Below are 23,305 nucleotides of genomic sequence, written 5' to 3'. Positions count from 1 at the left end.
GTACAAGAACCCACGCGGCGAGAAGTTCGAGGTGGTCGCCTTCGATGCGCCGACCGGCAATGTGGAGATCCAGTATTACGACGGCACCGTCGAGGAGCTGGACATGGATGCCTGGGGCGACTTGGAGATCGAGGTCAGCGAGCCGCCGGAGGATTGGAAGGGCTCCCTCGATATCGAGCGGGAGGATTACGGCGTCGATCTGGAGGAGAATCGCCACGACGAGTGGCACAACTATCTGGAAGACGTCGATCGCATGGAGTGAGGGTGGCAAGGTGCCCGCCGCAGGGGGCGGGAGATCGATTCGCGGCAGGCCGGTGATCCCCTTGACTTGTCGGTGGCTTCCCTGTTTAATACGCGCCTTCTTCGGCCAGGTAGCTCAGTTGGTAGAGCAGGGGATTGAAAATCCCCGTGTCGGGGGTTCGATTCCCTCCCTGGCCACCAGAAAAAACGAAAGGGGCCGCGCCTAAGCGCGGCCCCTTTCGTTTTTTCCGGTATCGGCTTTTTCGTGTGGGGCGGACCGCCTGACGGCGGTCCGTGTGTTGCTCAAACCTTGAAGCGGGTTACCAGGGCGCGCAGATGGCCCACTTCGCCGGCCAGCTGTTCGCTGGCGGTGGCGGTCTGTTGGGCGCCTTCGGCGGTCTGGCCGACCACCTCGCGGATGGTTCCCACCCGACGGTTGATCTCTTCGGCTACCCCCCCTTGCTGCTGGGCGCCGGTGGCGATCTGGGTGTTCATCTGGGAGATGGTGTCCACCGCTTGGGTGATGCCGGCCAGTGCCTCGCCCCCCTTGGCCGCCTGTTCGACGCTGGTGGCGGCCCGCTCCCGCCCCTGTTGCATGATCTTCCCGGCGTGGGCGGCGGCCTGCTGCAGGCGCTCGATCATCTGGCGGATCTCCTGGGTCGACTGCTGGGTGCGGGTGGCCAGTGTGCGCACCTCATCGGCCACCACCGCAAAGCCGCGCCCCTGTTCTCCGGCCCGCGCCGCCTCGATGGCGGCGTTGAGGGCGAGCAGGTTGGTCTGGTCGGCAATCTCGTTGATCACGTCAACCACTGAGCCAATGTTGTCGCTGTCGCTCTCCAGTCGCCGAATCGCCTCGGCGGCTTGCTCCACTTCGCCGGCCAGGGCGCTGATCGCCCCCACGGTGGCCTCGACCACGCTGCGGCCGGCGCCGGCATCGCTGCTCGCGCTACGCGCCGCATCCGCGGCATTGGCGGCGCTACGGGCGACCTCATGGATGGTGGTGGTCATCTGGTCGATGGCGGCGGCCACCTGATCGGTCTCCCCCTGTTGCTGGCGGATGCCGCGACTGGTCTGCTCGGCCACCGCCGACATCCCCTCGGCGGCGGAGCCGAGCTGGTCGGTGACGCGGTTGATGCCGCCGATCATATCGTGGAGATTCTCCACCATGGTGCGTACCGCGGAGAGTACCTCGGCGGTCTCGTCGCGGCCCTTCACCTCGATGGTGTGGGTGAGGTCGCCGGCCGCCACCTCGTTGACCAGATCCACTGCCCGGCGCAGCGGTCCGAAGGAGTGGTTGAGGAAGAGATAGAGGCCGACCAGCGAGCCGCCCACCACCACGGCGGTGAGCAGGTAGGCGATGTGGTTGATCGCCTGCTGGCCGGCGTAGTTTTCGGTGAAGTCCTTGACCCCGTAGAGTTCGGCGATCGGCTGGCCGTCGACGCCGGGCAGTGGGAACTGGCTGACCGCGTAGGTGGCCCCCGCGAGGGCGTGATGGGTGAGCCGGCGCTCGCCGAATCCTGCATGGTCGACCTTCAATTGCTGGAACAGCTCCGGTCGGGTGGCGGTGAGCAGCCGTCCGTCCCGGCCGACGATGAAGAGGTCCGCCTCGGCGGCGGTGGCGAACCCTTCGGCGGTGGCCGCCAGCTCGCGCATGAAGACGCCGGCCCCTACCGGCTTGCCGCGGGCGTAGAGGGGAAAGGCGACCACCGCCATCAGTGCGCCGTCGTCGTCGGCCTCCACGCCGCGCATCACCTTGTTCTGCTCCAGCGCCTGATGCACCAGTTTCTTGGCGGTGATCCCCTGGAACGCCTCGGGCGCGGACATCAGGACCGCTCCTCCGGTGTCGGTGACCTGCACCCGGCTGACCACTCCCTGGGTGCTGAGCCGGCGGTAGCTGTTGACTCCCGCCTCCGGCACCTTGTCGAGCTGCCGTTTGCGCAGCGCGTCGGAGAGGCCGCGGTTGCGGGTCAGTGCCGGGGTGCTGTGCTCCATCTGATCGAGCTGCCCTTCGATGCTCTTGCGCCAAAGCGCGATGTTGCCCTGGATGGTCGCTTCGGCGAATCGCTCGTCGGCCTTGCGCTGGGCCATCCAGCCGGCGGCGACCAGGGCCGCCGAGACGGTGAGTACGGCGGCGGTGGCGAACAGGAGGATGCGGGTCTTCAGGGTCATGGGCGGTCGTTCCGATGGGAAATAGACGGCGCGCCCGGCACGCAGGCCGGGCGTTACGGGCGGTTGGCGGTGGGATTATTCGACGGCGTTGCCGGCGGCCTGCCAGGCGGGGAAGCCGTCGCGGAAGTAGTTGACCTTGATGTAGCCCCAGCTCACCGCCTTCTCGCTGGCGTGGGCGGCGCGTGCGCACTTCGGGCCGTTGCAGTAGAAGACCACCGGCTCGTCCTTGCCGGCCTCGGCGGCCAGCGCCTCCTCGGTGAAGGCGCTCTTCAGCTCCAGGTGGACCGCCCCGGGGATGCGCCCGGCTTCCCAGTCGCTATCGCGGCGGGGGTCGACGAACAGTGCGCCGGCCTCGAACAGCGCCTTCGCCTGGTTGACGTCGACGGTGGTGGCGCCGGCCACCGATTCGGGGGACTCGCCGGCGAACAGCGGGCCAGCGGCGAACAGCAGTGCGGCGGCAAGGATGCGGATCAGTCTCATGTGATTCTCCATGGTATCTATAGGGTTATTGTCGGGGTCGGCCGGCGGAGTGTTCTCTCAGTGAATCCGGGAGGAGCGGGAGCGAGGGGGCGGCCACTCGAAGGGCCGATGTACTGCGTGTTTGCCCGAACCGGATCGGACCGGCGAAACATTTCTACTACCCCGTTTTGAATAAATCAAATAAGTATATAAGTAAGTAATTTACCTACATTGCTCATAGGAAATTTCGTATATCCACCGATTCCCCGCCACATGGTCCGACGGGGCGCGTCGTGCACCCGGAAAGCGGCTTGCCGGGAGCGGCAGAGGACGGTTGGGGTGATCTGTCCCGGGGGGATTGGACGGATACGGGTAGGGGGTATATGTTTTTGGCTATCCGATGAACCGGCCGTTCCGCGGCGAGGAGGTTTTCATGCACGGTTCCGGATTCGGTGGGCCTCTCTTTTGGGGGCATGGCCTGATCGGCCTGCTGCTCTGGTTGCTGCTGTTCCTGGTGGTGGCCGCCCTGGTCAAATATCTCTTCTTTGACGGTCGTAAAGGGCAATGAGTGATTCGAAGGCATCGAGCGTCGAACTCTCGATCGGTGGGATGAGCTGTGCCGCCTGCGCGGCGCGCATCGAGCGGCGTCTCAACACCCTCCCCGGGGTGGAGGCGGCGGTCAACTTCGCCGGCGAGAAGGCGCTGATCCGTTTCGACGAGACGCGGGTGAGTCCCGAGCAACTGGTGGATTTGGTGGTCAAGACCGGTTTCTCGGTGGTACCGCGCAGCGTCGAGCTGGCCATCGACGGGATGACCTGCGCCGCCTGTTCGAGCCGGGTGGAGACGGTGCTCAATCGCATGGAGGGGGTGGAGGCGACGGTCAACCTGGCGGCCGAGAAGGCGCGGGTGCGTTTCCTGCCGGGGCAGGTCGAGGTGCCGGCGTTGATCGCCGCGGTCGAGCGGGCGGGTTACGCCGCCCGCGAACTGGGGATGAACGAGCGCGCCGGGGAGCGGGCGCGGCGCAAGGCCAGTTATCGCGCCGAGCGCCGGCGGTTCGTCGTCGCCCTGGCGCTCACCCTGCCGTTGCTGGCGCAGATGGTGTGGATGACGGCGGGGCTCGCCGGGGAGCTGCCCCGTTGGGTGCAGTTGCTGCTCGCCACCCCGGTACAGCTGTGGGTGGGGTGGCGCTTCTACCGCGGCGCCTGGCATGCGCTGCGTGGCGGCGGCGCCAACATGGACGTGCTGGTGGCGCTCGGCACCTCCATGGCGTGGCTCTACAGCAGCGTGGTCACCCTCGCCGGTCTTACTGGGCAGCACGTCTACTTCGAGGCCGGGGCCGCGGTGATCACCCTGGTGCTGATGGGCAAGCTGCTGGAAGCGTGGGCCAAGGGCAAGACCTCGAAGGCGGTGGAACAGCTGCTCCAGCTCCAACCGCGGCGGGTGCGGGTGGAGAGGGACGGCGAGTTGGAGGAGGTGGCGGTCGATTCGATCCTCCCCGGGGAGCTCTTCGTGGTGCGTGCCGGCGAGAGTGTGGCGGTGGACGGTGAGGTGGTGGAGGGAAGTTCCAGCGTCGATGAGAGTCTGCTCACCGGCGAGTCGATGCCGCTCGCCAAGGGGCCCGGCGCCAAGGTATACGCCGCCACCCGCAACGGCGGGGGCATGCTGAAGTGCCGTGCCACCGGGGTCGGCGCGCACACCGCGTTGGCGGAGATCGTCCGCTTGGTGGAGGCGGCCCAGGGCTCCAAGGCGCCGATCCAGCGGTTGGCCGACCGCATTGCCGGGATCTTCGTGCCGGCGGTGGTGTTGGTGGCCCTGATCACCTTCGTCGGCTGGTGGGTCTGGTCCGGCGAGCTGTCCGTGGCGCTGATCAACGCGGTGGCGGTGCTGGTGATCGCCTGTCCCTGTGCCCTCGGCCTGGCCACCCCGACGGCGGTGATGGTGGGGATGGGACAGGGTGCGCGGGCCGGCATCCTGGTGAAGGACGCCGCTGCCCTGGAGCGGGCTGCGGCCCTGCGTACCCTGGTGGTGGACAAGACCGGCACCCTCACCGAGGGGCGGCCGGCGGTGACCGATCTGCTGCCGGTGGAAGGGGAAGATTCCGATCGGCTGTTGCGCTTGGCCGCCTCCCTGGAGCAGGGCTCCGACCACCCCTTGGCCGCCGCGTTGCTGGCGCGGGCAAAGGCGGACCGGGTCGAGCTGTACCCTGTCGATGGCTTCCATTCGGAGACCGGCAGCGGCGTTCGAGGAGAAATCGACGGCCGGTCGTTGTCGCTCGGCTCGCCGACCTGGTTGTCAGGAGCGGGTGTTTCACTGGATGCCGAGGCGGCGAAGCCGCTCCAGGAACAGGGCAAGACGGTTATTGCTCTCGCGGATGGGTTTCGCCTCATCGGCTGGATCGCCGTTGCAGATCCTCTCCGCAATACTTCCAAACGGGCGCTAGCCCGTTTGGAAGCGATGGGGGTGGAGCCGGTGATGCTGACCGGCGACCACCAGGCGGCGGCACGCCATATCGCCGGCTTGCTGGGCATCCACGCCTGGCGCGCCGAGGTGCGCCCCGGCGACAAGGCGCAGGCGGTTGAGGCCGCGCGGGGCAAGGGGGCGGTGGGGATGGCCGGCGACGGCATCAATGACGCGCCGGCGCTGGCCGCCGCCGACGTCGGTTTCGCCGTCGGTTCCGGCGCAGGTATCGCCGTTGAGGCAGCGGACGTCACCCTGATGCGCAACGACCTCAACGGGGTGGTCGACGCCATCGAGCTCTCCCGGGCGACCCTCGGCAAGATCCGCCAGAATCTCTTCTTCGCCTTCGTCTACAACGTGCTGGGTATCCCGTTGGCCGCCTTCGGCCTGCTCAACCCGGTGATCGCCGGCGCGGCGATGGCGATGAGTTCGGTCTCGGTGGTCAGCAATTCCCTGCTGCTGCGCCGTTGGCGGCCTGATCGAGGGCGGGTGAGAAACGCGGAGGACGCAGAGGCGCAGAGACGCGGAGAAGAGATGGATTGATGGGGAAAATGGCGAGCGGAGTGGCTGGGATGGTAAGGCCATTCTCGTCGTTCCTCTCTGCGACGCTGCGTCTCCGCGTTCTCTGCGTTATCAGTGATCAACCAACTACGGAGTGATGAGATGAGCAGAGTGACGATTACGGTGAAGGGAATGAGTTGTGGTGGCTGCGTGAGCGGCGTCGAGAAGGCGCTGAGGGCGCTGCCCGGGGTCGCCGGCGTGGAGGTCTCGCTGGAAGGGGCGAGTGCCACCGTCGATTACGACGAAGCGGCGGTGGGCCTGGAGCAGCTCAAGGGGGCGGTGGTGGAGGCGGGGTTTGAAACCGAGTAGCGGTAGTGAGTGCGGCTGTCAGACGCCGCTGGTCGATGGTGGTGAGCGCCGGGTGGTTCAACCCCACAAGCGCGAGCTGCTGAAACGGTTGAGCCGGGTGGGGGGGCAGGTGCGCGGCATCGCCGCCATGGTGGACGGGGACCGCTACTGCGTCGACATCCTCACCCAGCTCACCGCCGCCCGCTCGGCCCTGGACGCGGTGGCGTTGCAACTGCTGGAGGACCACACCCGCGGCTGCGTGCAGAACGCGGTCCGCTCCGGCGAGGGCGACGAGGCGATCTCCGAACTGATGGGCGTCCTGAAACGCTTCACCCGAAGATGAGGGTTTCAACGCAAAGGCGCAAAGACGCGAAGGGCGCAAAGGAAGAAAACGAATGCTTTGTGTCCTTGGCGTCTTTGCGCCTTTGCGCCTTTGCGTTTAATTTTTTGGCGGCGCCAGGTCGTAGAAGCCGTGGAGGCCGCATTTGCGGCCGGCAAGGCGGTTGGCGGCCTCCAGCGCCTCGGGTAGCGGCAGGTTGCGCAGTTTGGCGTCGATCATCCCGGCGTTGAAGGTGTCGCCGGCGCCGAGGGTCTCCACCAGCTTTTTCGGCGGGTGGGCGCGGACGTGGTGGGTGTGGCCGGCGGTGTCGCGGCCCCACGCCCCCGCCTCGCCCCAGGCACAGACCAGCTCCGCCTGCGGGGCCTTGCCGGCGGTCCACTCCAGCAGCTCCTCGGGCTGGTCGAAGCCGCGGGCGATGGAGTAGTGACGGGAGAAGAGCAGCAGGCTGGGCAGTCCGAGCAGCTCCTCGATTCCCTCGCGGGTCTTCTCCATCTCCAACGACAGCGGCAGCTCCGGTCGCGCCTCCCGCGCCCGGGCGAGCATCCGTCCGGTCTCCTCGACGTTGCGCCCCTCGAAGTGGATCCAGTCGAACCCCGCCAGGTCCAGCGTCTGGAACTGCTCGAAGCCGTATTCGGGCAGGTCCCGGTAGTGGACGATGGTGCGTGAGCCGTTGTGGCGGTTGAGGGTGATGTAGGAAGTCGGCAGCTTGCCCCCCTCCACCCGCAGGCAGGGGGCGGTGTCGATGGCGAACCGCTCCAGGTCCTTCAGCACTCGGCCGGTGTCGGGCTCGATCGCCAGCACCCCCGCCCAGGCCGTGGCATGGCCGAGGCGGGAGAGGACTGCGGCAGTGTTGGTGGCATTGCCGCCACGACGCACCTCCTGGGCCAGGGCGCGCACCTCGGCGTCCTCGTTGGGGTAGCCGTCTACCGTGTTGACGATGTCGAGGGTGGCGATTCCCACGGTCAGGATGCGGGCCATGCTGTCAGCTCTCCTCCGGCTCTTCGGCCCGGCGCAGTTGGGGGTGGATGCGTACCGATTTCACCGCGTTCTCCTTGATCTGCACGATCTCCATAGGGTAGGCGGCGATGGCGAAGGCGGTCCCCGGGTCGGGGATCGTCTCCAGGTATTCGAGGATCAGCCCGTTGAGGGTCTTCGGGCCGTCGGTGGGCAGGCCCCAATGCATGGCGCGATTGAGCTCGCGCACGTAGGCGGCGCCGTCGACCAGGAAGGCGCCGGGGTGCTCCGGGTCGGGGGTGACGTCGCCGATGTCGGCGGAGGGGTCGGTGGTGAACTCGCCGACGATCTCCTCCAGGATGTCCTCCAGGGTGACCAGGCCGCGGATGTCGCCGTATTCGTTGATCACCAGGCCGATCCGCCGGCGGCTCTTCTGGAAGTTGAGCAACTGGGTATGCAGCGGGGTCCCCTCGGGGATGAAATAGGGCTCGCGCAGGGTGGTGACCAGCGCCTCCTTGTTGCCGGCCTCGCGCTCGATCACCGGCAGCGCCTTGCGCAGGTGGAGCAGACCGACCACGTTGTCGATGTCCTCGTGGAAGGCGGGGATGCGGGTGTACTGGCTGGTGCGCAGCTGCTCGGCGATGCGGTTCCAGTCGTCCTCCAGGTCGATGCCGATGATCTCGTTGCGCGGGATCATGATGTCGTCGACGGTGACCTTCTCCAGGTCGAGGATGCTGAGCAGCATCTTCTGGTGGCTCCGCGGGATCATCGCGCCCGCCTCCACCACCACGCTGCGCAGCTCTTCGCGGTTGAGCGCCATGTCGACCCCCCCTTCCGGGGAGACGCCGAGGCTGCGCAGGATGGCGTTGACGATGAAGTTGACGGTCATCACGAAGGGGGCGAGCGGCCACTTGATGACGGCGTAGACGTGGGCGGCGGGGAAGGCGACCCGCTCCGGGTGGAGGGCGGCGAGGGTCTTCGGCAGCACTTCGGCGAAGATCAGGATCACCACCGTGAGCACGGTGGTGGCGACCATGATCCCGGCCTCGCCGAGCAGACGCATGAAGAGCACGGTGGCCAGCGCCGAGGCGAGGATGTTGACGAAGTTGTTGCCGAGCAGGATTAGGCCGATCAGCCGGTCCGGGCGCTCCAGCAGTTGGCTGGCCAGCCGCGCACCGCGATGGCCGCTGTCGGCCAGGTGGCGCAGTCGGTAGCGGTTCAGCGTGGTGATGCCGGTCTCCGAACCGGAGAAGAAGCCCGAAAGCAGAATCAGCACGAAGAGCGCGCTACCGAGCACCCATAGCGGGATCTCGTCCAAGGAGGGGGAGCCTCTGAGGGGGATGGGTCGGTTATTTCACGGCCGCCCGCCGCCCCTGTCAAGCAGCCGGTGGTTGGGGCGAGGGCGGTTTTTTACCATGAAGGGGAACGAAGGGCATGCAGAGGGGCCGGCAAGATCTTCCTTCATGCCCATCATGTTGAAATCGTCGGGCGGCGAAGGCGTCGGCGTTCGCCCCGTCACATCGCGTATTCCTTGAGGATCAGCTCCAGCACCAGCTTGGTGCCGAGGAAGGCCAGCGCCAGCAGAACGAAGCCGATCAGCGTCCAGCGGATCGCCTTGCGGCCGCGCCAGCCGCGCTGGCGGCGGCCCCACAGCAGGGTGGCGAAGATGATCCAGGCGGCCACCGAGAAGACGGTCTTGTGGGCCAGGTGCTGGCCGAGGATGTCCTCCAGGAAAAACGAACCGCTGATCAGTCCCAGGGTGAGCAGCACGAAGGCGATACCGATCATCTGGAACAGTAGCCGCTCCATCGAGGCCAGTGGCGGCAGGGCGCGGATGAAGCCGCCGGGGTGGCGGTTGTGCAGGTGTCGGTCCTGGATGGCGAGGAGGATCGCCTGAACCGCGGCGATGGCGAACAGGCTGTAGGCGGTGACCGAGATCAGGATGTGGAACTGCAGTGCCCGGGGCAGGTGACCCAGCAGGTGGCCGTGGGCGGGGAACAACAACTGGGTGGCCAGGGCGAGGGCCGCCGTCGGCAGCAGGGCGATGCCGAGGCTGGCCACCGGTCGGGCGGTGGTGGCGGCGAGCAGCAGCATGACCACCAGCCAGGCCACCAGCGAGGCGGCGTTGACGAAGGAGAGGTCGATCCCCCCGGCGGAGAAGAGGGTATGGGTGAGCACGTAGGCGTGGCCCATGGAGCCGATCAGCGTCGGGGTCAGCGGCAGCCACGGTGCCAGTCCGGCCGCCTCCGCTCCACGCGCCAGGCGCATCCCCAGCCAGATGCCACTGGCCAGATAGAGAAGGGTGGTGATGCTGCCGAGAACGGGGACGCTCATGCCGGATGGGACTCCTTATATTGAAGCGGTGAATGATGGCACAAAGGTGCCGCCGATTGCATCTCGGGTCTGGTTGGGCGCCGTCGTTCGAGGCGAGGGTGGGAACGCGCGGAGGCCCGAAAAAGGGGCGTTGGTTCCTTCGTTCTTTCCTCGGCGCGCCTCGGAACCAGGTCGCCTGCGACTGCGAGGTACGCCTACGGTATACTTTCGCCCCTCGTCTGACCCCAACCGATCGGATCACTATCCCATGTTTGAGAATCTCACCGACCGACTCGGCAAGACCCTGGACCGCCTGCGCGGCCGCGGGCGTCTGACCGAGGAGAACATCAAGGACGCCCTGCGCGAGGTGCGCATGGCGCTGCTGGAAGCGGACGTGGCGCTGCCGGTGGTGCGCACCTTCATCGATGGGGTGCGCGAGCGGGCGGTGGGGCAGGAGGTGCTCTCCAGCCTGACCCCCGGCCAGGCCCTGGTGAAGGTGGTCAACGACGAGCTGGTGCGGCTGATGGGCGAGGCCAACGAGGCCCTCGACCTCTCCGCACAGCCGCCGGCGGTGGTGCTGATGGCGGGCCTGCAGGGCTCGGGCAAGACCACCTCGGTGGCGAAGTTGGCGCGGCTGCTCAAGGAGCGCTCGAAGAAGAAGGTGATGGTGGTCTCCTGTGACGTCTACCGCCCCGCCGCGATCAAACAGTTGGAGACCCTGGCCGGCGAGGTGGGGGTGGAGTTCCACCCCTCGGACGCCGGTGAGGATCCGGTGAAGATCGCCGCCCGCGCGATCGACCAGGCGAAGAAGCAGTTCGTCGACGTGCTGCTGGTGGATACTGCCGGTCGGTTGCACATCGATGAGGAGATGATGGGCGAGATCAAGCGGCTGCACGCCGCGGTCAAGCCGGTCGAGACGCTCTTCGTGGTCGACGCGATGACCGGTCAGGATGCGGCCAACACCGCCAAGGCGTTCAACGACGCGCTGCCGTTGACCGGCGTGGTGCTGACCAAGACCGACGGCGACGCCCGCGGCGGTGCGGCGCTCTCGGTGCGCCAGCTCACCGGCAAGCCGATCAAGTTCCTCGGCGTCGGCGAGAAGGTGGATGCGCTGGAGCCGTTCCACCCCGACCGGGTCGCCTCGCGCATCCTGGGGATGGGTGACATCCTCTCCCTGGTGGAGGAGGCCCACGCCAAGGTCGACCAGGCGGAGGCGGCCAAGTTCGCCAAGAAGCTGAGCAAGGGCAAGGGATTCGATCTGGAGGACTTCCGCCAGCAGATGGAGCAGGTGTCGAAGATGGGCGATCTCTCCTCGATGCTGGACAAGATGCCCGGCGTCTCCCAGATCCCCAAGGAGATGCGCGACAAGGTGGACGCCAACAAGGAGATCAAGCGCCTGGTGGCGATCATCAACTCGATGACCCCCGGCGAGCGCAAGCGACCGGAGATCATCAAGGGCTCGCGCAAGAAGCGCATCGCCGCCGGCTCCGGGGTCCAGGTGCAGGACGTCAACAAGCTGCTCAAGCAGTTCACCCAGATGCAGAAGATGATGAAGAAGATGAAGGGCGGCGGCCTGGCCAAGATGATGCGCGGCCTCGGCGGCAAGCTGCCGGGGATGCCGGGCGGCATGGGTGGTGGTGGGCCGTTCGGGGGGGGGATGCCTTTTTAGCGCTCGACTGGAAACGCAGAGAGCGCAGAGACGCAGAGAACGCGGAGAAGAGGTCTAAGGTTTTGCGGGGCGTGCCGAGGGACGAGGTGCACCGCCCTGAATTGACTGGTGCGCCTCGTCCCTCGGCACACCCTACGGTTTCCTCTCAGCCAATGTCCCGAAAAAAAGGAACCCCCTATCGCGTTTCGCCAGAAACGCGATAGGGGGTTCCTTTTTTTCGGGATTGGGGTAGAATTCCGCGTTTCTCGACGTGGGCCGCCTTCCGGGCGGCCTTGTTTGCTTCGTCTTCGGAGAATTTTCAGGTCATGGTCACCATCCGTTTGTCCCGCGGCGGCGCCAAGAAGCGCCCCTTCTATCAGGTCGTCGTCACCGACAGCCGTAACAAGCGCGACGGTCGCTTCATCGAGCGCGTCGGTTTCTTCAACCCCATCGCCAAGGAGAACGAGGAGGGGCTGCGCCTCGACCGCGAGCGCATCGAGTACTGGCTCGGCCAGGGTGCCAAGGCCTCCGACAGCGTCGCCAAGCTGCTGAAGAGCGCCGCCTAAGCTTCGGTAGGGTGATCGTGCCGCCGCTCGCAGCCGACGAACGGGAGTTGGTGGCACTGGGCCGGATCTCCGGCCTATTCGGTGTCCGTGGCTGGGTGAAGGTCTTCTCCCACACCGAGCCGCGGGAACAGATCGTCCGCTACAGCCCCTGGCTGATCCGCCTCGGCGGCGAATGGCGGGCGATGAAAGTGGTCAGCGGCAAGGCCCACGGCAAGGGCGTGGTGGTGCGGCTGGAGTCGGTCGAGGATCGTGACGCCGCCGCCCGCCTGATCGATGCCGAGATCGCGGTGCCCCGTGATCAGCTGCCTGCGCTCGAGCCCGGTGATTACTACTGGGCCGACCTGGAGGGGTTGGCGGTGGTGACCACCGAGGGCGTCGGACTGGGGAAGGTGGATCACCTCTTCGAGACCGGCGCCAACGACGTGCTGGTGGTGAAGGGGGAACGGGAACGCCTGATTCCCTACACCGATGATGCGGTGGTGGCGGTGGATCTCGAGGCCGGTTGCATCGAGGTCGACTGGGATCCGGAGTTTTAGCGGGCGATGCGTTTCGACGTCGTCACCCTCTTCCCGGAGCTGATCGACGCCTTCACCGCCTGCGGCATCGTCCGCCGGGCGGTGGAGCGGGAACTGATCCGGGTGGTGGCCTGGAATCCGCGGGACTACACCCACGACCGCCACCGTACGGTGGACGATCGTCCCTACGGCGGCGGCCCCGGGATGGTGATGAAAGTGGAGCCGCTGCGCGACGCCCTGCTCGACGCCAAACGGGCGGCGGGGCCGGCGGCAAAGGTGGTCTACCTCTCGCCCCAGGGGCGCCCCCTCGATCAGTCGGGGGTGCAGGAATTGAGCGGCTGTCCCGGCCTGGTGCTGGTGGCCGGCCGCTACGAGGGGATCGATGAGCGGATCATCGAGACCCTGGTGGACGAGGAGTGGTCGATCGGCGACTACGTGCTCAGCGGCGGTGAACTGGGTGCCATGGTGCTGGTCGATGCGGTGACTCGGTTATTGCCGGGGGCGCTGGGGGCGGAGCAGTCGGCGGAGCAGGACTCCTTCTCCGACGGGCTGCTGGACTGCCCCCACTACACCCGTCCCGAGGTGATCGATGGCCGGCGGGTGCCGGAGGTGCTGCTCGGCGGCAACCACGAATCGATCCGCCGCTGGCGTCTGAAACAGGGGCTGGGGCGGACTTGGCTCCGCAGGCCGGAGCTGCTGGAGGGCCGTGCGCTCTCCGCGGAAGAGAACGAGCTGCTCGACGAATTCATCGCCGAGCGGGGTGAATCGGAAATATAGAGATATCCAGTCAGGGTAGGGCATAGACAATGAGCAACATCATCCAGCAGCTCGAAGCCGAGCAGATGAACCGCGAGGTCCCGGACTTCGCCCCCGGCGATACCGTGATCGTCCAGGTCAAGGTGAAGGAGGGCGAGCGCGAGCGTCTGCAGGCCTTCGAGGGCGTCTGCATCGCCAAGCGCAACCGCGGCCTCAACTCCGCCTTCACCGTGCGCAAGATCTCCAGCGGCGTCGGCGTGGAGCGCGTCTTCCAGACCTACAGCCCCGCCGTCGCCGAGATCAAGGTGAAGCGCCGTGGCAAGGTGCGTCGCGCCAAGCTCTACTTCCTTCGCGGGCGTACCGGCAAGGCCGCGCGCATCAAGGAGAAGCTGGCCCGCCGCGCGAACTAGCGTTCGCGCGGATGGCGGGGAAAGGCCGGGGCGATCCGTTTGCGCGGATCGCCCCGGCCTTTTTCGTTTCCGCCGGTCCTTCGGTTTGGCTTCGTGGGTTTTGCCATGAAGGGCATGTGTGGGTGGTATGGCGCCGTAGGGTGGATCCACGCTACGGTCCGCTATAGGTCGGCGTTTGAGCGCAGGCCCGGGCGGGGATCGGGTATCATTCGAGGCCCGGATCGGCCTCCTTTCTCATCACGGACCCGTTATGCAACACCCCCTTTCCACCCTTTCGCTCTGTGTTGTGCTGTTCCTCCCCGTTCTCGTCCACGGGGCGTCCCGATATTCCTTGGATGAGCTGGTCGATCTGGCGCGCAGCGGCGCGCCGGGGTTGGCGTTGCAGCTGATGGATCAGGGGCAGCCGGCACTGGAGCAGGACGCCACCGGCTGGATGGGATGGGAGCGGGCGCGGATCGAGACGCTGCTCGCCAACGGCCGGCAGGAAAGGGTGGTGGAACGGGTCGGGGCGCTGCCCGAGGGGCTGCCCGACTACTTCCGTCAGTGGGCCGCCACCCAGCGGGCGGCGGCGTTGCTCGATCTGGGCAAGAGCGGTGAGGCGCGCGAGCGGCTGCGCCGGCTGATCTGGTCCACCGGCGAGCCGCCGCCGCCGGAGGTGATGGCCGGTTGGCGGCGGCTGGTGATCCGTAGCTATCTGCTGGAGGGTCGGGTGGAGGATGCCCACGCCGCCATGTTGCGCTACCAACAGGACTATGGCGACGGTGGCGAGGAGTGGCGGCGACTGCGCGCCCGGGTGCTGATCCGCGCGGGGCGTTTCGACGATGCGCTGCAACTGCTCGATGGGGACAAGGGCGATGAGGGGCAGCTTCTCTATCTGCTGGCCGGCCTGCGCCTCGATCAGGAGGATGCGGAGGCGGTGCGGCGGGCCGCGGTGCGTATCGCCGACGCAGCCAACAGCGCCGTCGGCGCGCGTTCCATGGCTCAACTGCTCGCCGCCGAGGCGGCGGAGAAGGGGGAGGATACCGAGCGGTCGATCCGTGCCCTCGAACAACTGTTCGGCGGCCACCAGCTGGAGAAGTCCCTGGGCGAGCTGTTTGACCTCGACGTGGGGCGGCTGTGGCGTGACTACGAGGCGCTCGGCAGTCGCCTCGGCAATGAGCGGCAACTGTTGATCGGCCAGGACGAGGAGTGGTTCCAGGCCGCCCGCAGCCAGATCAAGCGCCACCCCACCCGCGCCGCGGCGCTGTTCACCGTGCTCGCCTTCAATGCCCGTGACCCGCAACGGGCGGTGGCGGCCCATCTTCAACTGGTGCGGCTGATCGGCGACGATTCGGCGGGCCGGCGCCTCGTCCGCCGTCTCTATCTGGAGGCTCCCCGTTTTCCAACGCTGGAGTCGGTTCCCGAGGTGGTGCGTTTCCTGCTGCTCGATCACGCCCTGGCCGATGGCGACATCCCGCTGGCCTCCCGACTGATGGCGAGCCTCCCCCGCCCGCCGGCGGGGAGCGATGCCGACGAGTGGAGCCTGCGTCGCGCCCGGGTGCTGATCCTCGGCGGGCAGGACGGGGCCGGCATCGAATTGCTGGAGGGGATGCTGGCGGGGGAGGCATCGCTGCCGGCGGAGCGTATCGACCGGTTGCTTCAGGTGCTCTTCGACCTTCAGGCGGTGGGGCGCCATCGGGAGGCGGTGGGTCTGTTCCGGCGGCTCCTGGTGCGCGGGGCGGACGACCGCCAGCGGCGCGAGATCTACTATTGGCTGGGTGATTCCCACAAGGCGCTGGGTGAGTACGCCGAGGCGGCCCGGCTCTACCTCAAGTCTGCCGGTCTGTTCGACCCCTACGCCCTCGATCAATGGGCGCAGAGCGCACGTTACGCCGCCGCCGAGGCGCTGGCCGAGGCGGGGTTGGCGGACGATGCCCGGGTGCTCTATCAGCGGTTGCTGGCGGTCACCAAGGATCCGGCGCGCAAGGCGGTGTTACGTCACAAGCTCCAGGAGCTCTGGCTGGTCCGATGAAATTTCGCTTGGGGCGAGATTTCATAATTGAAAAGAGCGGGTTGCGTTTCCCCTTGCCGGAGGTGGCGGTGGTGGATTTCGACGCGGTGGTTTCGGTGGCGTTTGGGCGAATCGGCATCCGGATGGCCGGGGGGCGGGTGGCGGAGATCGAACTTTGGGTTGGGAATGAGATTGTCGATCGTGCGCCCCGCGGCGAGGCGGCGCGTCGGGCGGTGGCAGCGATACGGGCCTACCTGAGCGATCCGGAGGCGCCTATCGAGGTTGGTCTGGCGCCGCAAGGAACTCCCTTCCGGCAGAGAGTGTGGGCGGCACTACGCGACATCCCGCCGGGGCAGACGCTGACCTACGGCGAGTTGGCCCGTCGGCTTGGCAGCTCGCCCCGCGCCGTCGGCGGCGCCTGCCGTGCCAACCCGATCCCGCTGCTCATCCCCTGTCACCGGGTGGTCTCCGCCAACGGTCCCGGCGGTTATGCCGGTGATCCCGCCGACGGTCCGCGAGCGGCGGTCAAGCGTTGGCTCCTGGCCCATGAGGGGGTGGTGTTCGATGGGGGGGCTTGAAACCACGAAGTCTTGTCGAGGTCGGCATCGTGCCGGTCGGTGGCGGGGCGTGCCGGTGTCGAGCCCGGTGGTTCCGTTTTGCGGTGCTCTTCAACACGAAGGGCAAGAAGGGGAACGAAGGGCGAGAAAGAATCGGTTTCGAGCCAGTACCTCTTCTCGCCCTTCGTTCTCCCTCTTGCCCTTCGTGTTAAGACGCAGCGCGAATGGAGGCATCAGCGCTAACGATTGTCGCGGTCTTCGGTGCCACTCGGAAACGGCGCGGATCCTCCCTTCGTGGTGAGCCGCCCCCCAACAAAGAACAAACAGCGCGCGCCGTCCGCGGAGGACGAGGGGCTGGTCGAGGCGTTTCTCGATGCGCTGTGGATGGAGCGGGGATTGGCGGAGAACACCTTGAACGCCTACCGTTCCGATCTGCGCGGCCTGGCCGGGTGGCTGGCGGGCCGTGGGGACTCGCTCGCCACCGTCGGGCAAGCGGAGTTGCAGGCCTACCTCGCACACCGTTACGCCAACGCTACCAAGGCGCGCACCGCGGCGCGGCTGCTCTCCAGCCTGCGTCGCTTCTACCGTTGGTTGGTCCGCGACGGGAGGTTGCAGCGCGATCCGACGGCGCTGATCGAGTCGCCCAAGTTGGGGCGGCCGCTGCCGAAGAGTCTCACCGAGGCGGAGGTGGAGGCGCTGTTGGAGGCGCCCGATACCGGTGACGACCTGGGGTTGCGCGACCGTGCCATGTTGGAGCTGCTCTACGCCTGCGGGTTGCGGGTTTCGGAGCTGGTGGGGTTGCGGCTCGATCAACTGAACCTGCGGGTGGGGGTGGTGCGGGTGGTCGGCAAGGGGGACAAGGAGCGCTTGGTGCCGTTGGGCGAGGAGGCGGTGGCCTGGCTGGAGCGCTACCTCTCGGGGGCGCGGCGGGCGCTGCTCGACGGGCGGCGGGCGGAGGCCCTTTTTCCCACCCGACGGCGCCCCGCGGCGATGACCCGCCAGGCATTCTGGCAGCTGATCAAGCGTTACGCCCTGCATGCGGGCATCGATCCGGCGCGTCTCTCGCCGCACACCCTGCGCCATGCCTTTGCCACCCATCTGCTCAACCACGGGGCGGATCTGCGCACGGTGCAGATGCTGCTCGGCCACAGCGATCTCTCCACCACCCAGATCTACACCCACGTCGCCCGCGAACGCCTCAAAAACCTCCACGCCCAGCACCACCCTCGCGGGTAGTTCCTTTTGCGTTGGGATGAATGACGCAGAGAACGCAGAGACGCGGAGGGCGCAGAGAAGAAATTATACGGCGGGGAGAGGCGGGAGGCGTTGCGGTACGAATGGAAGACGAAAAAGGGCGCGGAAATCAATTCTCCGCGCCCTTTGCGTTCTCTGCGTCCTCCGCGTTTTACACGGGCGCAGGAAGTGGATTCAGGCGTCGAGTTTGTAGCCGAAGCCCTTGATGGTCTTGATCCAGCGCGGGGCCTGGGGGTCGTTTTCGACCTTCTTGCGCAGCAGGTGGATGTACTGCTTGACGTCGTTGGAGGCGGCGCGGTCGGTGCCCTTCCAGACCCGCACGATGATCTCCTCGGCGGAGAAGACGTAGCCGGGGTCGGAGGCGAGCAGTTTGAGCAGATCGTACTCCTTGGGCGAGAGCGCAACCTCGCTCCCCTCCAGGGTGACCGACTTGGTGCGGTCGTCGATGGTGAAGGGGCCCACCTCGATCGGGCCGCTCTCCACCGCCCCCTGGCCGCGGCGCAGCACCGCCTGGATGCGGGCGTCCAGCTCGCGCACGTTGAACGGCTTGCGCAGGTAGTCGTCGCTGCCCATCTCCAGCGCCTTGATGGCGTCCTCGGGGTGGTCCAGGGAGGTGAGCACGATCACCGGCACCCGACTGCGGCTGCGCAGGGACTTCAGTACGCCCCAGCCGTCGAGCTGGGGGAGCATGATGTCCAGCAGGATCAGATCGGGCGGGGCTGCCGCGAAGCGCTCCAGTGCCTCGACGCCGTTGGTGGCGATCTCGGTATCGTAGCCCTTGCCGCCGAAGTAGAGCTGCAACAGCTCTACGGTTCCTTCATCATCCTCGACGATAAGTACCTTCATCGCTCATTCTTCTTCGTGTCTTGAAGTTTCGATGAGGCCCGTCTCCGGATCGCATCGTGAACCTTCATTTTACACCGTTGACGGGCGCTTGGGGATGCCTTTCCCGCTTGAAGTGGAGGGAATCGCCCCCATATCGCCCCCATCGTTTCCCATCGCGCGCGCCAAGCAGGAATGCCCAATCATGAGTGACTCCCCCTATATCGTTGATGTTACCAAGGAAAACATTGCCCAGGTGGTGCTCGAAGGTTCCCGTTCGGCACTCATCGTGGTGGACTTCTGGGCCCCCTGGTGCCAGCCCTGCCAGAGTCTGCTGCCGGTCATGCACAAGCTCGCGGAGGAGTACGCCGGAGGCTTCATCCTGGCCAAGGTGAACATCGACGAGGAGCAGGAGCTGGCCGCCCAGTTCGGGGTGCGTAGCGTGCCGACGGTGAAGTTCGTCTTCAATGGTCAGCTGGTGGACGAGTTTTCCGGCGCGCTTCCCGAGTCCCAGGTGCGCACCTTCCTCGAGCGCCACCTGGGCGAGGCGCCGACCACCCCCGGTGGGGGCGTGCGTGAGCAGGCCGCCGAGGCGCTGGCCGCCGGCGACGAACAGCGGGCGATCGACCTGCTGGCGCAGGCCCATCAGGAGTCGCCCGACGATCACGCCATCACCCTCGATCTGGCCGGGGTGCTGGCCCAGCTCGGCGAGGTGGCCTCCGCCGAGGCGCTGCTGAAGACGCTGCCGGCGGAGATGGCGGGCGATCCGGAGGTGGCCGGCCTGAAGGCGCGGCTCGGTTTCGCCGGGGCGGTCAAGGGGGCGCCGGCCACCAGCGAGCTGGAGGCGAAGCTGGCCGCCGATCCGGACGACCATCAGGCCCGCCATAGCTTGGCGGCCCGCAAGGTGCTGGCCGGCGATCTGGAGGGAGGGATGGAGCAGTTCCTGGAGATCATGCGCCGCGACGGCGCGTGGAACGAAGGAGCCGGGCGGGTCGGGATGCTGGCGGTGTTCGATCTGCTCGGCGGCCAGGGCCCGGTGGTCGCCAAGTACCGCCGCAAGATGTTCGCCATGCTGCACTGAAATTTCGCTTGGGGCGAAATTTCAGAATTTGGTGAATTTGGCAGGACGTCCCTCGGGTGACGGCCGGAGGGTGGCGGAAAGGGCGTCGGCGCGCCCTATAGGACGCCCCGCGGGCGCCGTTGGTGGGGTGTGGTAGCCGTACCGGAGCGCACAGCCCACGTTCAGGGTGCTCACGTCAATCGTCCGCTTACCCATCTACCCACGATAAGGCCGGACCCTCCCCGGGGGAGGGTCCGGCCTTTTCGTGGGTTAGTTGGCGGCCACGTTGTCGGTCTTGTCGTCGAGCATGGCGGCGAGGCGGGCGGGCGGGATGTAGCCCGGCAGCACCTGGCCGCTCTCCAGTACGATCGCCGGGGTGCCGCGGACGCCGAACACGTCGCCCAGCGCCATCTGATCGGCGATCGGGTTGTCACACTTCTTCGCCTCGATCTCCTCGCCGTTCTTCGCCTTGTCGAGGGCCGCGTTGCGGTCGTCGGCGCACCACACCGATACCGCCTTGTCGTAGGAGGGAGAGCCGACGCCGGCGCGGGGATAGAAGAGGTAGCGCACCTCGATCCCGGCGGCATTGTAATCCGCCATCTCGTGGTGCAGCTTGCGGCAGTACGGGCAGTCGATGTCGGTGAAGACGGTGATGGTGTGCTTGGGCTTCTCGGGGGAGTAGACCACCATCTGCTTTTCATCCAGGTCGTCCAGCGCCTTCTTGCGGACCTTGGTGATGTGCTCGTCGGTGAGGTTCCTGTGGCTCTTCAGGTCGAAAAAGTCGCCACGGATGAGATTTGCGCCATCGCCACTCATGTAGAAGATACGCGAGCCGGCGGTGACCGTGTAGAGCCCGGCGATGGGCGAAGGGGCGACGCCGTCGACGGCGACATTGGGTAGCACCCGGGCCAGGGCGGTGCGGATGTTGGCCTCGTGCCGGTCCTCCTCGGCGGCGACCGGGAGGGAGGCGACGACGGCCGCGCCGAGGAGGGCGGCGAGGAGGAGCGGGTTGCTCGACTGCATGGGCGGGTTCCTGATTCGAAGGTTCTCTATGATAAACGGGATCATACGCCATCCGTGGCTTCGGAGCACGGTACCCGCTCACGCGGGGACGCTTACTCGGTTGGGCACGTCTTGATGCCGAACAGGGTGTAGGCGGGGCACCAGCCGAGCAGTCCGGTGGCCAGCGGGACGACGCCGATCCAGGCCCACAGCGGGCCGCCGGTGAGCGCCCAGCCGATCAGTGCGAGGCCGGCGATGATGCGGATGACCTTGTCGATGGTTCCGACGTTCTTGCCCATGGCGAGTTCTCCTGGTCGTGGGGGATGGGGAGGCTCAGCTTACGACCGGGGCGCGCTGGGCTGCCGTAACAAAGTCACCGGTTCTCCCTTGGAGTCCCGCGGGCGGCTGGAGTTCCTTGCGCGGGGACATGCGGATTGCCACGGAGTCACGGAGGGCACGGAGAGGGGAGCGAAAATGGGAAGGCTCCGTGTTCTCCGTGGCTCCGTGGCGGAAATTAAAGGTGGCGCGACCAAGTCAGTCGCGTTCGCCCACTGCGGCCAGGGCGTCGCGGTCGACGATCTCCACCCGGCCTCTCCCCAGCCTGACCCATCCCTTGCGTTCGAACTCCTTGAGCTGGCGGCTCACCACCTCGCGGGCGGTACCCAGTTCGGCGGCGAGCTGCTGGTGGGTCCCGTCGAACCGGCCCGACGCATCGGCCTGGTTGAGCAGCAGCCTGGTCAGCCTCAGGTCGACCCGGCCGAAGGCGACCGCGTCGATCAGGGTGATCAGCTCGGAGACCCGTTGGCCGTAGGAGTTGAAGACGAAGTCGCGAAAGCCCGGAGAGTGATCGAGACCGTCGCGGAAGAGCGCCAGCGGGATCATGATCGCCTCGACATCGGTTTCGGCGACCCCCTCGGCGGCGTAGCGCTCCCGGGAAAGCAGGTTGGTGGTGGTGAGGATGCACGATTGGCCCGCCTCCACCCGGTAGAGGACGATCTCACGGCCACTCTCAGAGACCTTCTGCACCCGCACCGCTCCATCGAGCACCAGGAAGAAGTTCTGGCACGGGTCCCCCTCGCGATAGACGGTGGTGCCCGCCGGGATGATCACCGGGGTGGCGGCGGCAAGCACCCGGCGTCCCGCCTCGTCGTCCAGCGCGCGCAGCGTCGGGAACTGTCTCAACCAGTCGGCGTCCGGCCGCGGCGCCCGCTTCCTAAAAAAAGCCATGGCGGTGTCCTTGGGGAAGAGAAGAAGGGTCCGCAAATGAACGCAAATGAACGCAAATGAAGAAGGCGCCTGCGGCGCAGGCGTGGTTCGCTGTCATCGCAGCGTTCCCGGAGTCCGTGGTGGCGGGGATCGCAAGGTGCTCTTTCATTTGCGTTCATTCGCGTTCATTTGCGGAAAAATCTTCTTTCCTATTGCTGGTAACGGGCGGCGGTGGCGACGCGCTTCTCGTAGGCCTCGCGGGCGATCGCCACATCCTCGAGGAAATGGGGCAGCTCCTCCATGCGCAGTGCCTGGGGGCCGTCCACCAGGGCGGTGGGTGGGTCGGGGTGGAAGTCCACCAGCACCATGTTGGCCCCGGCGATGATTCCCTGGGCGGTGACGTGCATCACGTCCAGCAGGCCGTCCGGGGCGCGCTCGCGGGTACCCACCGAATGGGATGGATCGATGCACACCGGCATCCGGGTCAGTCGCTTGACCACCGGCACGTGGGCGAAGTCGACGAAATTGCGATGGGGGTCGCCCATGTTGGTCTTCATCCCGCGCAGGCCGAAGACCACGTTGCGGTTGCCTCCGGAGGCGAGGTACTCGGCAGCATTGAGCGACTCCTCCAGGGTGATGCCGAAGCCGCGCTTCAGCAGTATCGGGAACTCGGTCTGGCGGCCGACGATCTTCAGCAGCTCGAAATTCTGGGTGTTGCGGGTGCCGATCTGCAGCATCACGCCGGTGGGGTGGCCGGTACGCCCGAGGGCCTCGCGGATCTCCTCGATGTGGGACTCGTGGGTGATCTCCATGGCGATCACCTTGATGCCGTACTTGCCCGCCAGCTCGAAGACGTAGTGCAGGCAGGCGGAGCCGTGACCCTGGAAGGCGTAGGGGCTGGTGCGCGGCTTGTAGGCGCCCATCCGGGTGCACATCTGGCCGTGGTCGGCCAGCGCCTTCATCATCTCCTCGACGTGTTCCGGGGTGTCCACCGCGCACAGTCCGGCGAAGACGTTGAGGGTGTCCTGGCCGAAGCGCACGCCGTTGTAGTCGAACCAGGTGGCCCGCGGGTCGTCGGCATGGCGGCCGACGATGCGGTACTCCTCGGAGACCCGCACCACCCGCTCGACGCAGGGCAGGCTCTCCACGTCGGCCACCTCCACGGCGCCGGTCTCGCCGATCAGGTAGATCTCGGTGAGGGTCTGCTGCGTACCGACCTCCTGGTGGACCCGCGCCCGCACGTTGGGCAGGTGGGTGAGGTGGTTCATCATTAGGCGGTAGTCGTCCGATTCGGTGTCGGTGTTGGGGGCGAGGATGACGATCATCGCGGTCTCTCTGTGAAAGGGGGAGTGCAGGGATTATTGCATAACCGCCGGCGGTCGTCGGATGGCTGGCGGCGGCTGGTCGCGGCCGTCTCCTGGACTATAGTTGATAAAAATAGTTGGATTTTCGCACTGTGAGGAGGATGGATCATGAATGGAGAAGCGCCCCGACGGCCTGAAGAGATCGAATTGCCCCTGGTCCGGTGTGAAGTCTGCCTGAAGGAGGTGCCTGCTTCGGGCGCCAGCGCCGAAGGGCGCGACTACGTCCTCTACTTCTGCGGCACCGACTGCTACCAGCAGTGGCGCGACGGGGAGGAGCGCTGACGGTCGGCAAAAAAATGGTGGTTTCCTGTTTTTGAACGTCGATACGCTCCGCCTTGCGGCCTTGCGCAACGGGTTGTCTGCAGGATGCAGGT

At 66.7% G+C, this 23,305-nt stretch carries 25 protein-coding genes and 1 tRNA gene; 16 read left to right on the top strand and 10 right to left on the bottom strand.

Annotated elements, in window-relative coordinates; genetic code table 11:
• Both ACYQ2W_RS14660 and ACYQ2W_RS14655 read left to right on the top strand, forming a co-directional pair.
• Positions 1-262: DUF6763 family protein (locus tag ACYQ2W_RS14660; protein WP_459868579.1), on the top strand; the 262-nt coding region annotated here is incomplete at its 5' end.
• Between the two features lie 103 nt (positions 263-365).
• Positions 366-441: transfer RNA gene (locus tag ACYQ2W_RS14655), tRNA-Phe, on the top strand.
• Between the two features lie 102 nt (positions 442-543).
• On the opposite strand, the gene ACYQ2W_RS14650 is transcribed toward ACYQ2W_RS14655, so the two are convergent.
• Together ACYQ2W_RS14650 and ACYQ2W_RS14645 are read right to left on the bottom strand one after the other, a co-directional pair.
• A complete protein-coding gene (locus ACYQ2W_RS14650) occupies positions 544-2,409 on the bottom strand; it encodes a methyl-accepting chemotaxis protein (protein ID WP_459868576.1) in 1,866 nt (621 codons plus the stop codon).
• A gap of 75 nt (positions 2,410-2,484) precedes the next feature.
• The gene (locus tag ACYQ2W_RS14645; protein ID WP_459868573.1) at positions 2,485-2,889 is read right to left on the bottom strand and encodes a rhodanese-like domain-containing protein; all 405 of its coding nucleotides are present in this window, start codon (positions 2,887-2,889) and stop codon (positions 2,485-2,487) included.
• A gap of 379 nt (positions 2,890-3,268) precedes the next feature.
• Between ACYQ2W_RS14645 and ACYQ2W_RS14640 the strand changes: the two genes are divergently transcribed.
• The 4 genes from ACYQ2W_RS14640 to ACYQ2W_RS14625 all read left to right on the top strand — a co-directional run bounded on the left by ACYQ2W_RS14640 (position 3,269) and on the right by ACYQ2W_RS14625 (position 6,517).
• A complete protein-coding gene (locus tag ACYQ2W_RS14640; RefSeq protein WP_459868570.1) occupies positions 3,269-3,436 on the top strand; it encodes a hypothetical protein in 168 nt (55 codons plus the stop codon).
• Entirely contained in the window at positions 3,433-5,868 is a 2,436-nt protein-coding gene (locus ACYQ2W_RS14635) for a heavy metal translocating P-type ATPase (RefSeq protein WP_459868567.1), read from the top strand. The genes ACYQ2W_RS14640 and ACYQ2W_RS14635 overlap by 4 nt, the downstream gene beginning before the upstream one ends.
• A 120-nt stretch (positions 5,869-5,988) precedes the next feature.
• On the top strand, positions 5,989-6,195 hold the full coding sequence (locus ACYQ2W_RS14630) for a heavy-metal-associated domain-containing protein (protein WP_459868564.1): 207 nt from the start codon (positions 5,989-5,991) through the stop codon (positions 6,193-6,195).
• Positions 6,182-6,517: a metal-sensitive transcriptional regulator gene (locus tag ACYQ2W_RS14625; RefSeq protein ID WP_459868561.1), complete on the top strand. Its 336-nt coding sequence runs from the start codon at positions 6,182-6,184 to the stop codon at positions 6,515-6,517. The genes ACYQ2W_RS14630 and ACYQ2W_RS14625 overlap by 14 nt, the downstream gene beginning before the upstream one ends.
• 96 nt (positions 6,518-6,613) lie before the next feature.
• On the opposite strand, the gene ACYQ2W_RS14620 is transcribed toward ACYQ2W_RS14625, so the two are convergent.
• The 3 genes from ACYQ2W_RS14620 to ACYQ2W_RS14610 all read right to left on the bottom strand — a co-directional run bounded on the left by ACYQ2W_RS14620 (position 6,614) and on the right by ACYQ2W_RS14610 (position 9,802).
• Positions 6,614-7,492 carry a PfkB family carbohydrate kinase gene (locus tag ACYQ2W_RS14620; protein ID WP_459868558.1) on the bottom strand — a complete coding sequence of 293 codons (879 nt, stop codon included), beginning with the start codon at positions 7,490-7,492 and terminating at the stop codon, positions 6,614-6,616.
• Between the two features lie 4 nt (positions 7,493-7,496).
• Positions 7,497-8,786 (bottom strand): HlyC/CorC family transporter, encoded by a 1,290-nt coding sequence (locus tag ACYQ2W_RS14615; RefSeq protein ID WP_459868555.1) that lies wholly within the window; start codon positions 8,784-8,786, stop codon positions 7,497-7,499.
• Positions 8,787-8,983: 197 nt separating this feature from the next.
• Positions 8,984-9,802 (bottom strand): cytochrome C assembly family protein, encoded by an 819-nt coding sequence (locus tag ACYQ2W_RS14610; RefSeq protein ID WP_459868552.1) that lies wholly within the window; start codon positions 9,800-9,802, stop codon positions 8,984-8,986.
• Positions 9,803-10,049: 247 nt separating this feature from the next.
• On the opposite strand from ACYQ2W_RS14610, the gene ffh reads away from it, so the two are divergent.
• The 8 genes from ffh to xerD all read left to right on the top strand — a co-directional run bounded on the left by ffh (position 10,050) and on the right by xerD (position 17,459).
• Complete coding sequence (gene ffh / locus ACYQ2W_RS14605; RefSeq protein ID WP_459868549.1) at positions 10,050-11,450, top strand: signal recognition particle protein; 1,401 nt, start codon at positions 10,050-10,052, stop codon at positions 11,448-11,450.
• Positions 11,451-11,755: 305 nt separating this feature from the next.
• Positions 11,756-11,995: a 30S ribosomal protein S16 gene (gene rpsP / locus ACYQ2W_RS14600; protein WP_459868546.1), complete on the top strand. Its 240-nt coding sequence runs from the start codon at positions 11,756-11,758 to the stop codon at positions 11,993-11,995.
• Between the two features lie 17 nt (positions 11,996-12,012).
• A complete protein-coding gene (gene rimM / locus ACYQ2W_RS14595) occupies positions 12,013-12,531 on the top strand; it encodes a ribosome maturation factor RimM (protein ID WP_459868543.1) in 519 nt (172 codons plus the stop codon).
• 6 nt (positions 12,532-12,537) lie between these two features.
• Positions 12,538-13,287 (top strand): tRNA (guanosine(37)-N1)-methyltransferase TrmD, encoded by a 750-nt coding sequence (gene trmD / locus ACYQ2W_RS14590; protein WP_459868540.1) that lies wholly within the window; start codon positions 12,538-12,540, stop codon positions 13,285-13,287.
• A 29-nt stretch (positions 13,288-13,316) separates the two neighbouring features.
• Entirely contained in the window at positions 13,317-13,676 is a 360-nt protein-coding gene (gene rplS / locus ACYQ2W_RS14585; RefSeq protein WP_459868537.1) for a 50S ribosomal protein L19, read from the top strand.
• A 331-nt stretch (positions 13,677-14,007) separates the two neighbouring features.
• Positions 14,008-15,687 carry a tetratricopeptide repeat protein gene (locus tag ACYQ2W_RS14580; protein WP_459868534.1) on the top strand — a complete coding sequence of 560 codons (1,680 nt, stop codon included), beginning with the start codon at positions 14,008-14,010 and terminating at the stop codon, positions 15,685-15,687.
• A 41-nt stretch (positions 15,688-15,728) separates the two neighbouring features.
• Positions 15,729-16,244 carry a methylated-DNA--[protein]-cysteine S-methyltransferase gene (locus ACYQ2W_RS14575; RefSeq protein WP_459868531.1) on the top strand — a complete coding sequence of 172 codons (516 nt, stop codon included), beginning with the start codon at positions 15,729-15,731 and terminating at the stop codon, positions 16,242-16,244.
• A 276-nt stretch (positions 16,245-16,520) separates the two neighbouring features.
• A complete protein-coding gene (gene xerD, locus ACYQ2W_RS14570; RefSeq protein ID WP_459868582.1) occupies positions 16,521-17,459 on the top strand; it encodes a site-specific tyrosine recombinase XerD in 939 nt (312 codons plus the stop codon).
• Between the two features lie 192 nt (positions 17,460-17,651).
• Here the strand turns inward: xerD and ACYQ2W_RS14565 are convergent, their stop codons facing one another.
• Entirely contained in the window at positions 17,652-18,323 is a 672-nt protein-coding gene (locus ACYQ2W_RS14565) for a response regulator transcription factor (RefSeq protein WP_459868528.1), read from the bottom strand.
• Positions 18,324-18,504: 181 nt separating this feature from the next.
• On the opposite strand from ACYQ2W_RS14565, the gene ACYQ2W_RS14560 reads away from it, so the two are divergent.
• Positions 18,505-19,380 (top strand): tetratricopeptide repeat protein, encoded by an 876-nt coding sequence (locus ACYQ2W_RS14560; RefSeq protein ID WP_459868525.1) that lies wholly within the window; start codon positions 18,505-18,507, stop codon positions 19,378-19,380.
• Between the two features lie 249 nt (positions 19,381-19,629).
• Here ACYQ2W_RS14560 and dsbC read toward each other — a convergent pair whose 3' ends face one another.
• From dsbC to ACYQ2W_RS14540, 4 genes are all read right to left on the bottom strand, one after another.
• Positions 19,630-20,382, bottom strand: a complete 753-nt coding sequence (dsbC, locus tag ACYQ2W_RS14555) for a bifunctional protein-disulfide isomerase/oxidoreductase DsbC (protein ID WP_459868522.1) — start codon at positions 20,380-20,382, stop codon at positions 19,630-19,632.
• Positions 20,383-20,474: 92 nt separating this feature from the next.
• Positions 20,475-20,660 (bottom strand): YgaP family membrane protein, encoded by a 186-nt coding sequence (locus ACYQ2W_RS14550; RefSeq protein WP_459868519.1) that lies wholly within the window; start codon positions 20,658-20,660, stop codon positions 20,475-20,477.
• A gap of 235 nt (positions 20,661-20,895) precedes the next feature.
• Positions 20,896-21,588, bottom strand: a complete 693-nt coding sequence (locus ACYQ2W_RS14545) for a Crp/Fnr family transcriptional regulator (protein WP_459868516.1) — start codon at positions 21,586-21,588, stop codon at positions 20,896-20,898.
• Positions 21,589-21,776: 188 nt separating this feature from the next.
• Positions 21,777-22,892, bottom strand: coding sequence for a 3-deoxy-7-phosphoheptulonate synthase (locus tag ACYQ2W_RS14540; protein ID WP_459868513.1), 1,116 nt, complete (start codon positions 22,890-22,892; stop codon positions 21,777-21,779).
• Between the two features lie 147 nt (positions 22,893-23,039).
• Between ACYQ2W_RS14540 and ACYQ2W_RS14535 the strand changes: the two genes are divergently transcribed.
• Complete coding sequence (locus ACYQ2W_RS14535; RefSeq protein WP_459868510.1) at positions 23,040-23,213, top strand: DUF3330 domain-containing protein; 174 nt, start codon at positions 23,040-23,042, stop codon at positions 23,211-23,213.
• Positions 23,214-23,305 lie beyond the last annotated feature (92 nt).

It is taken from the genome of Endothiovibrio diazotrophicus (genome assembly GCF_054657215.1).
The sequence above is the reverse complement of the archived record's forward strand: the minus strand, read 5'-3'. Positions and strand labels throughout refer to the sequence as shown.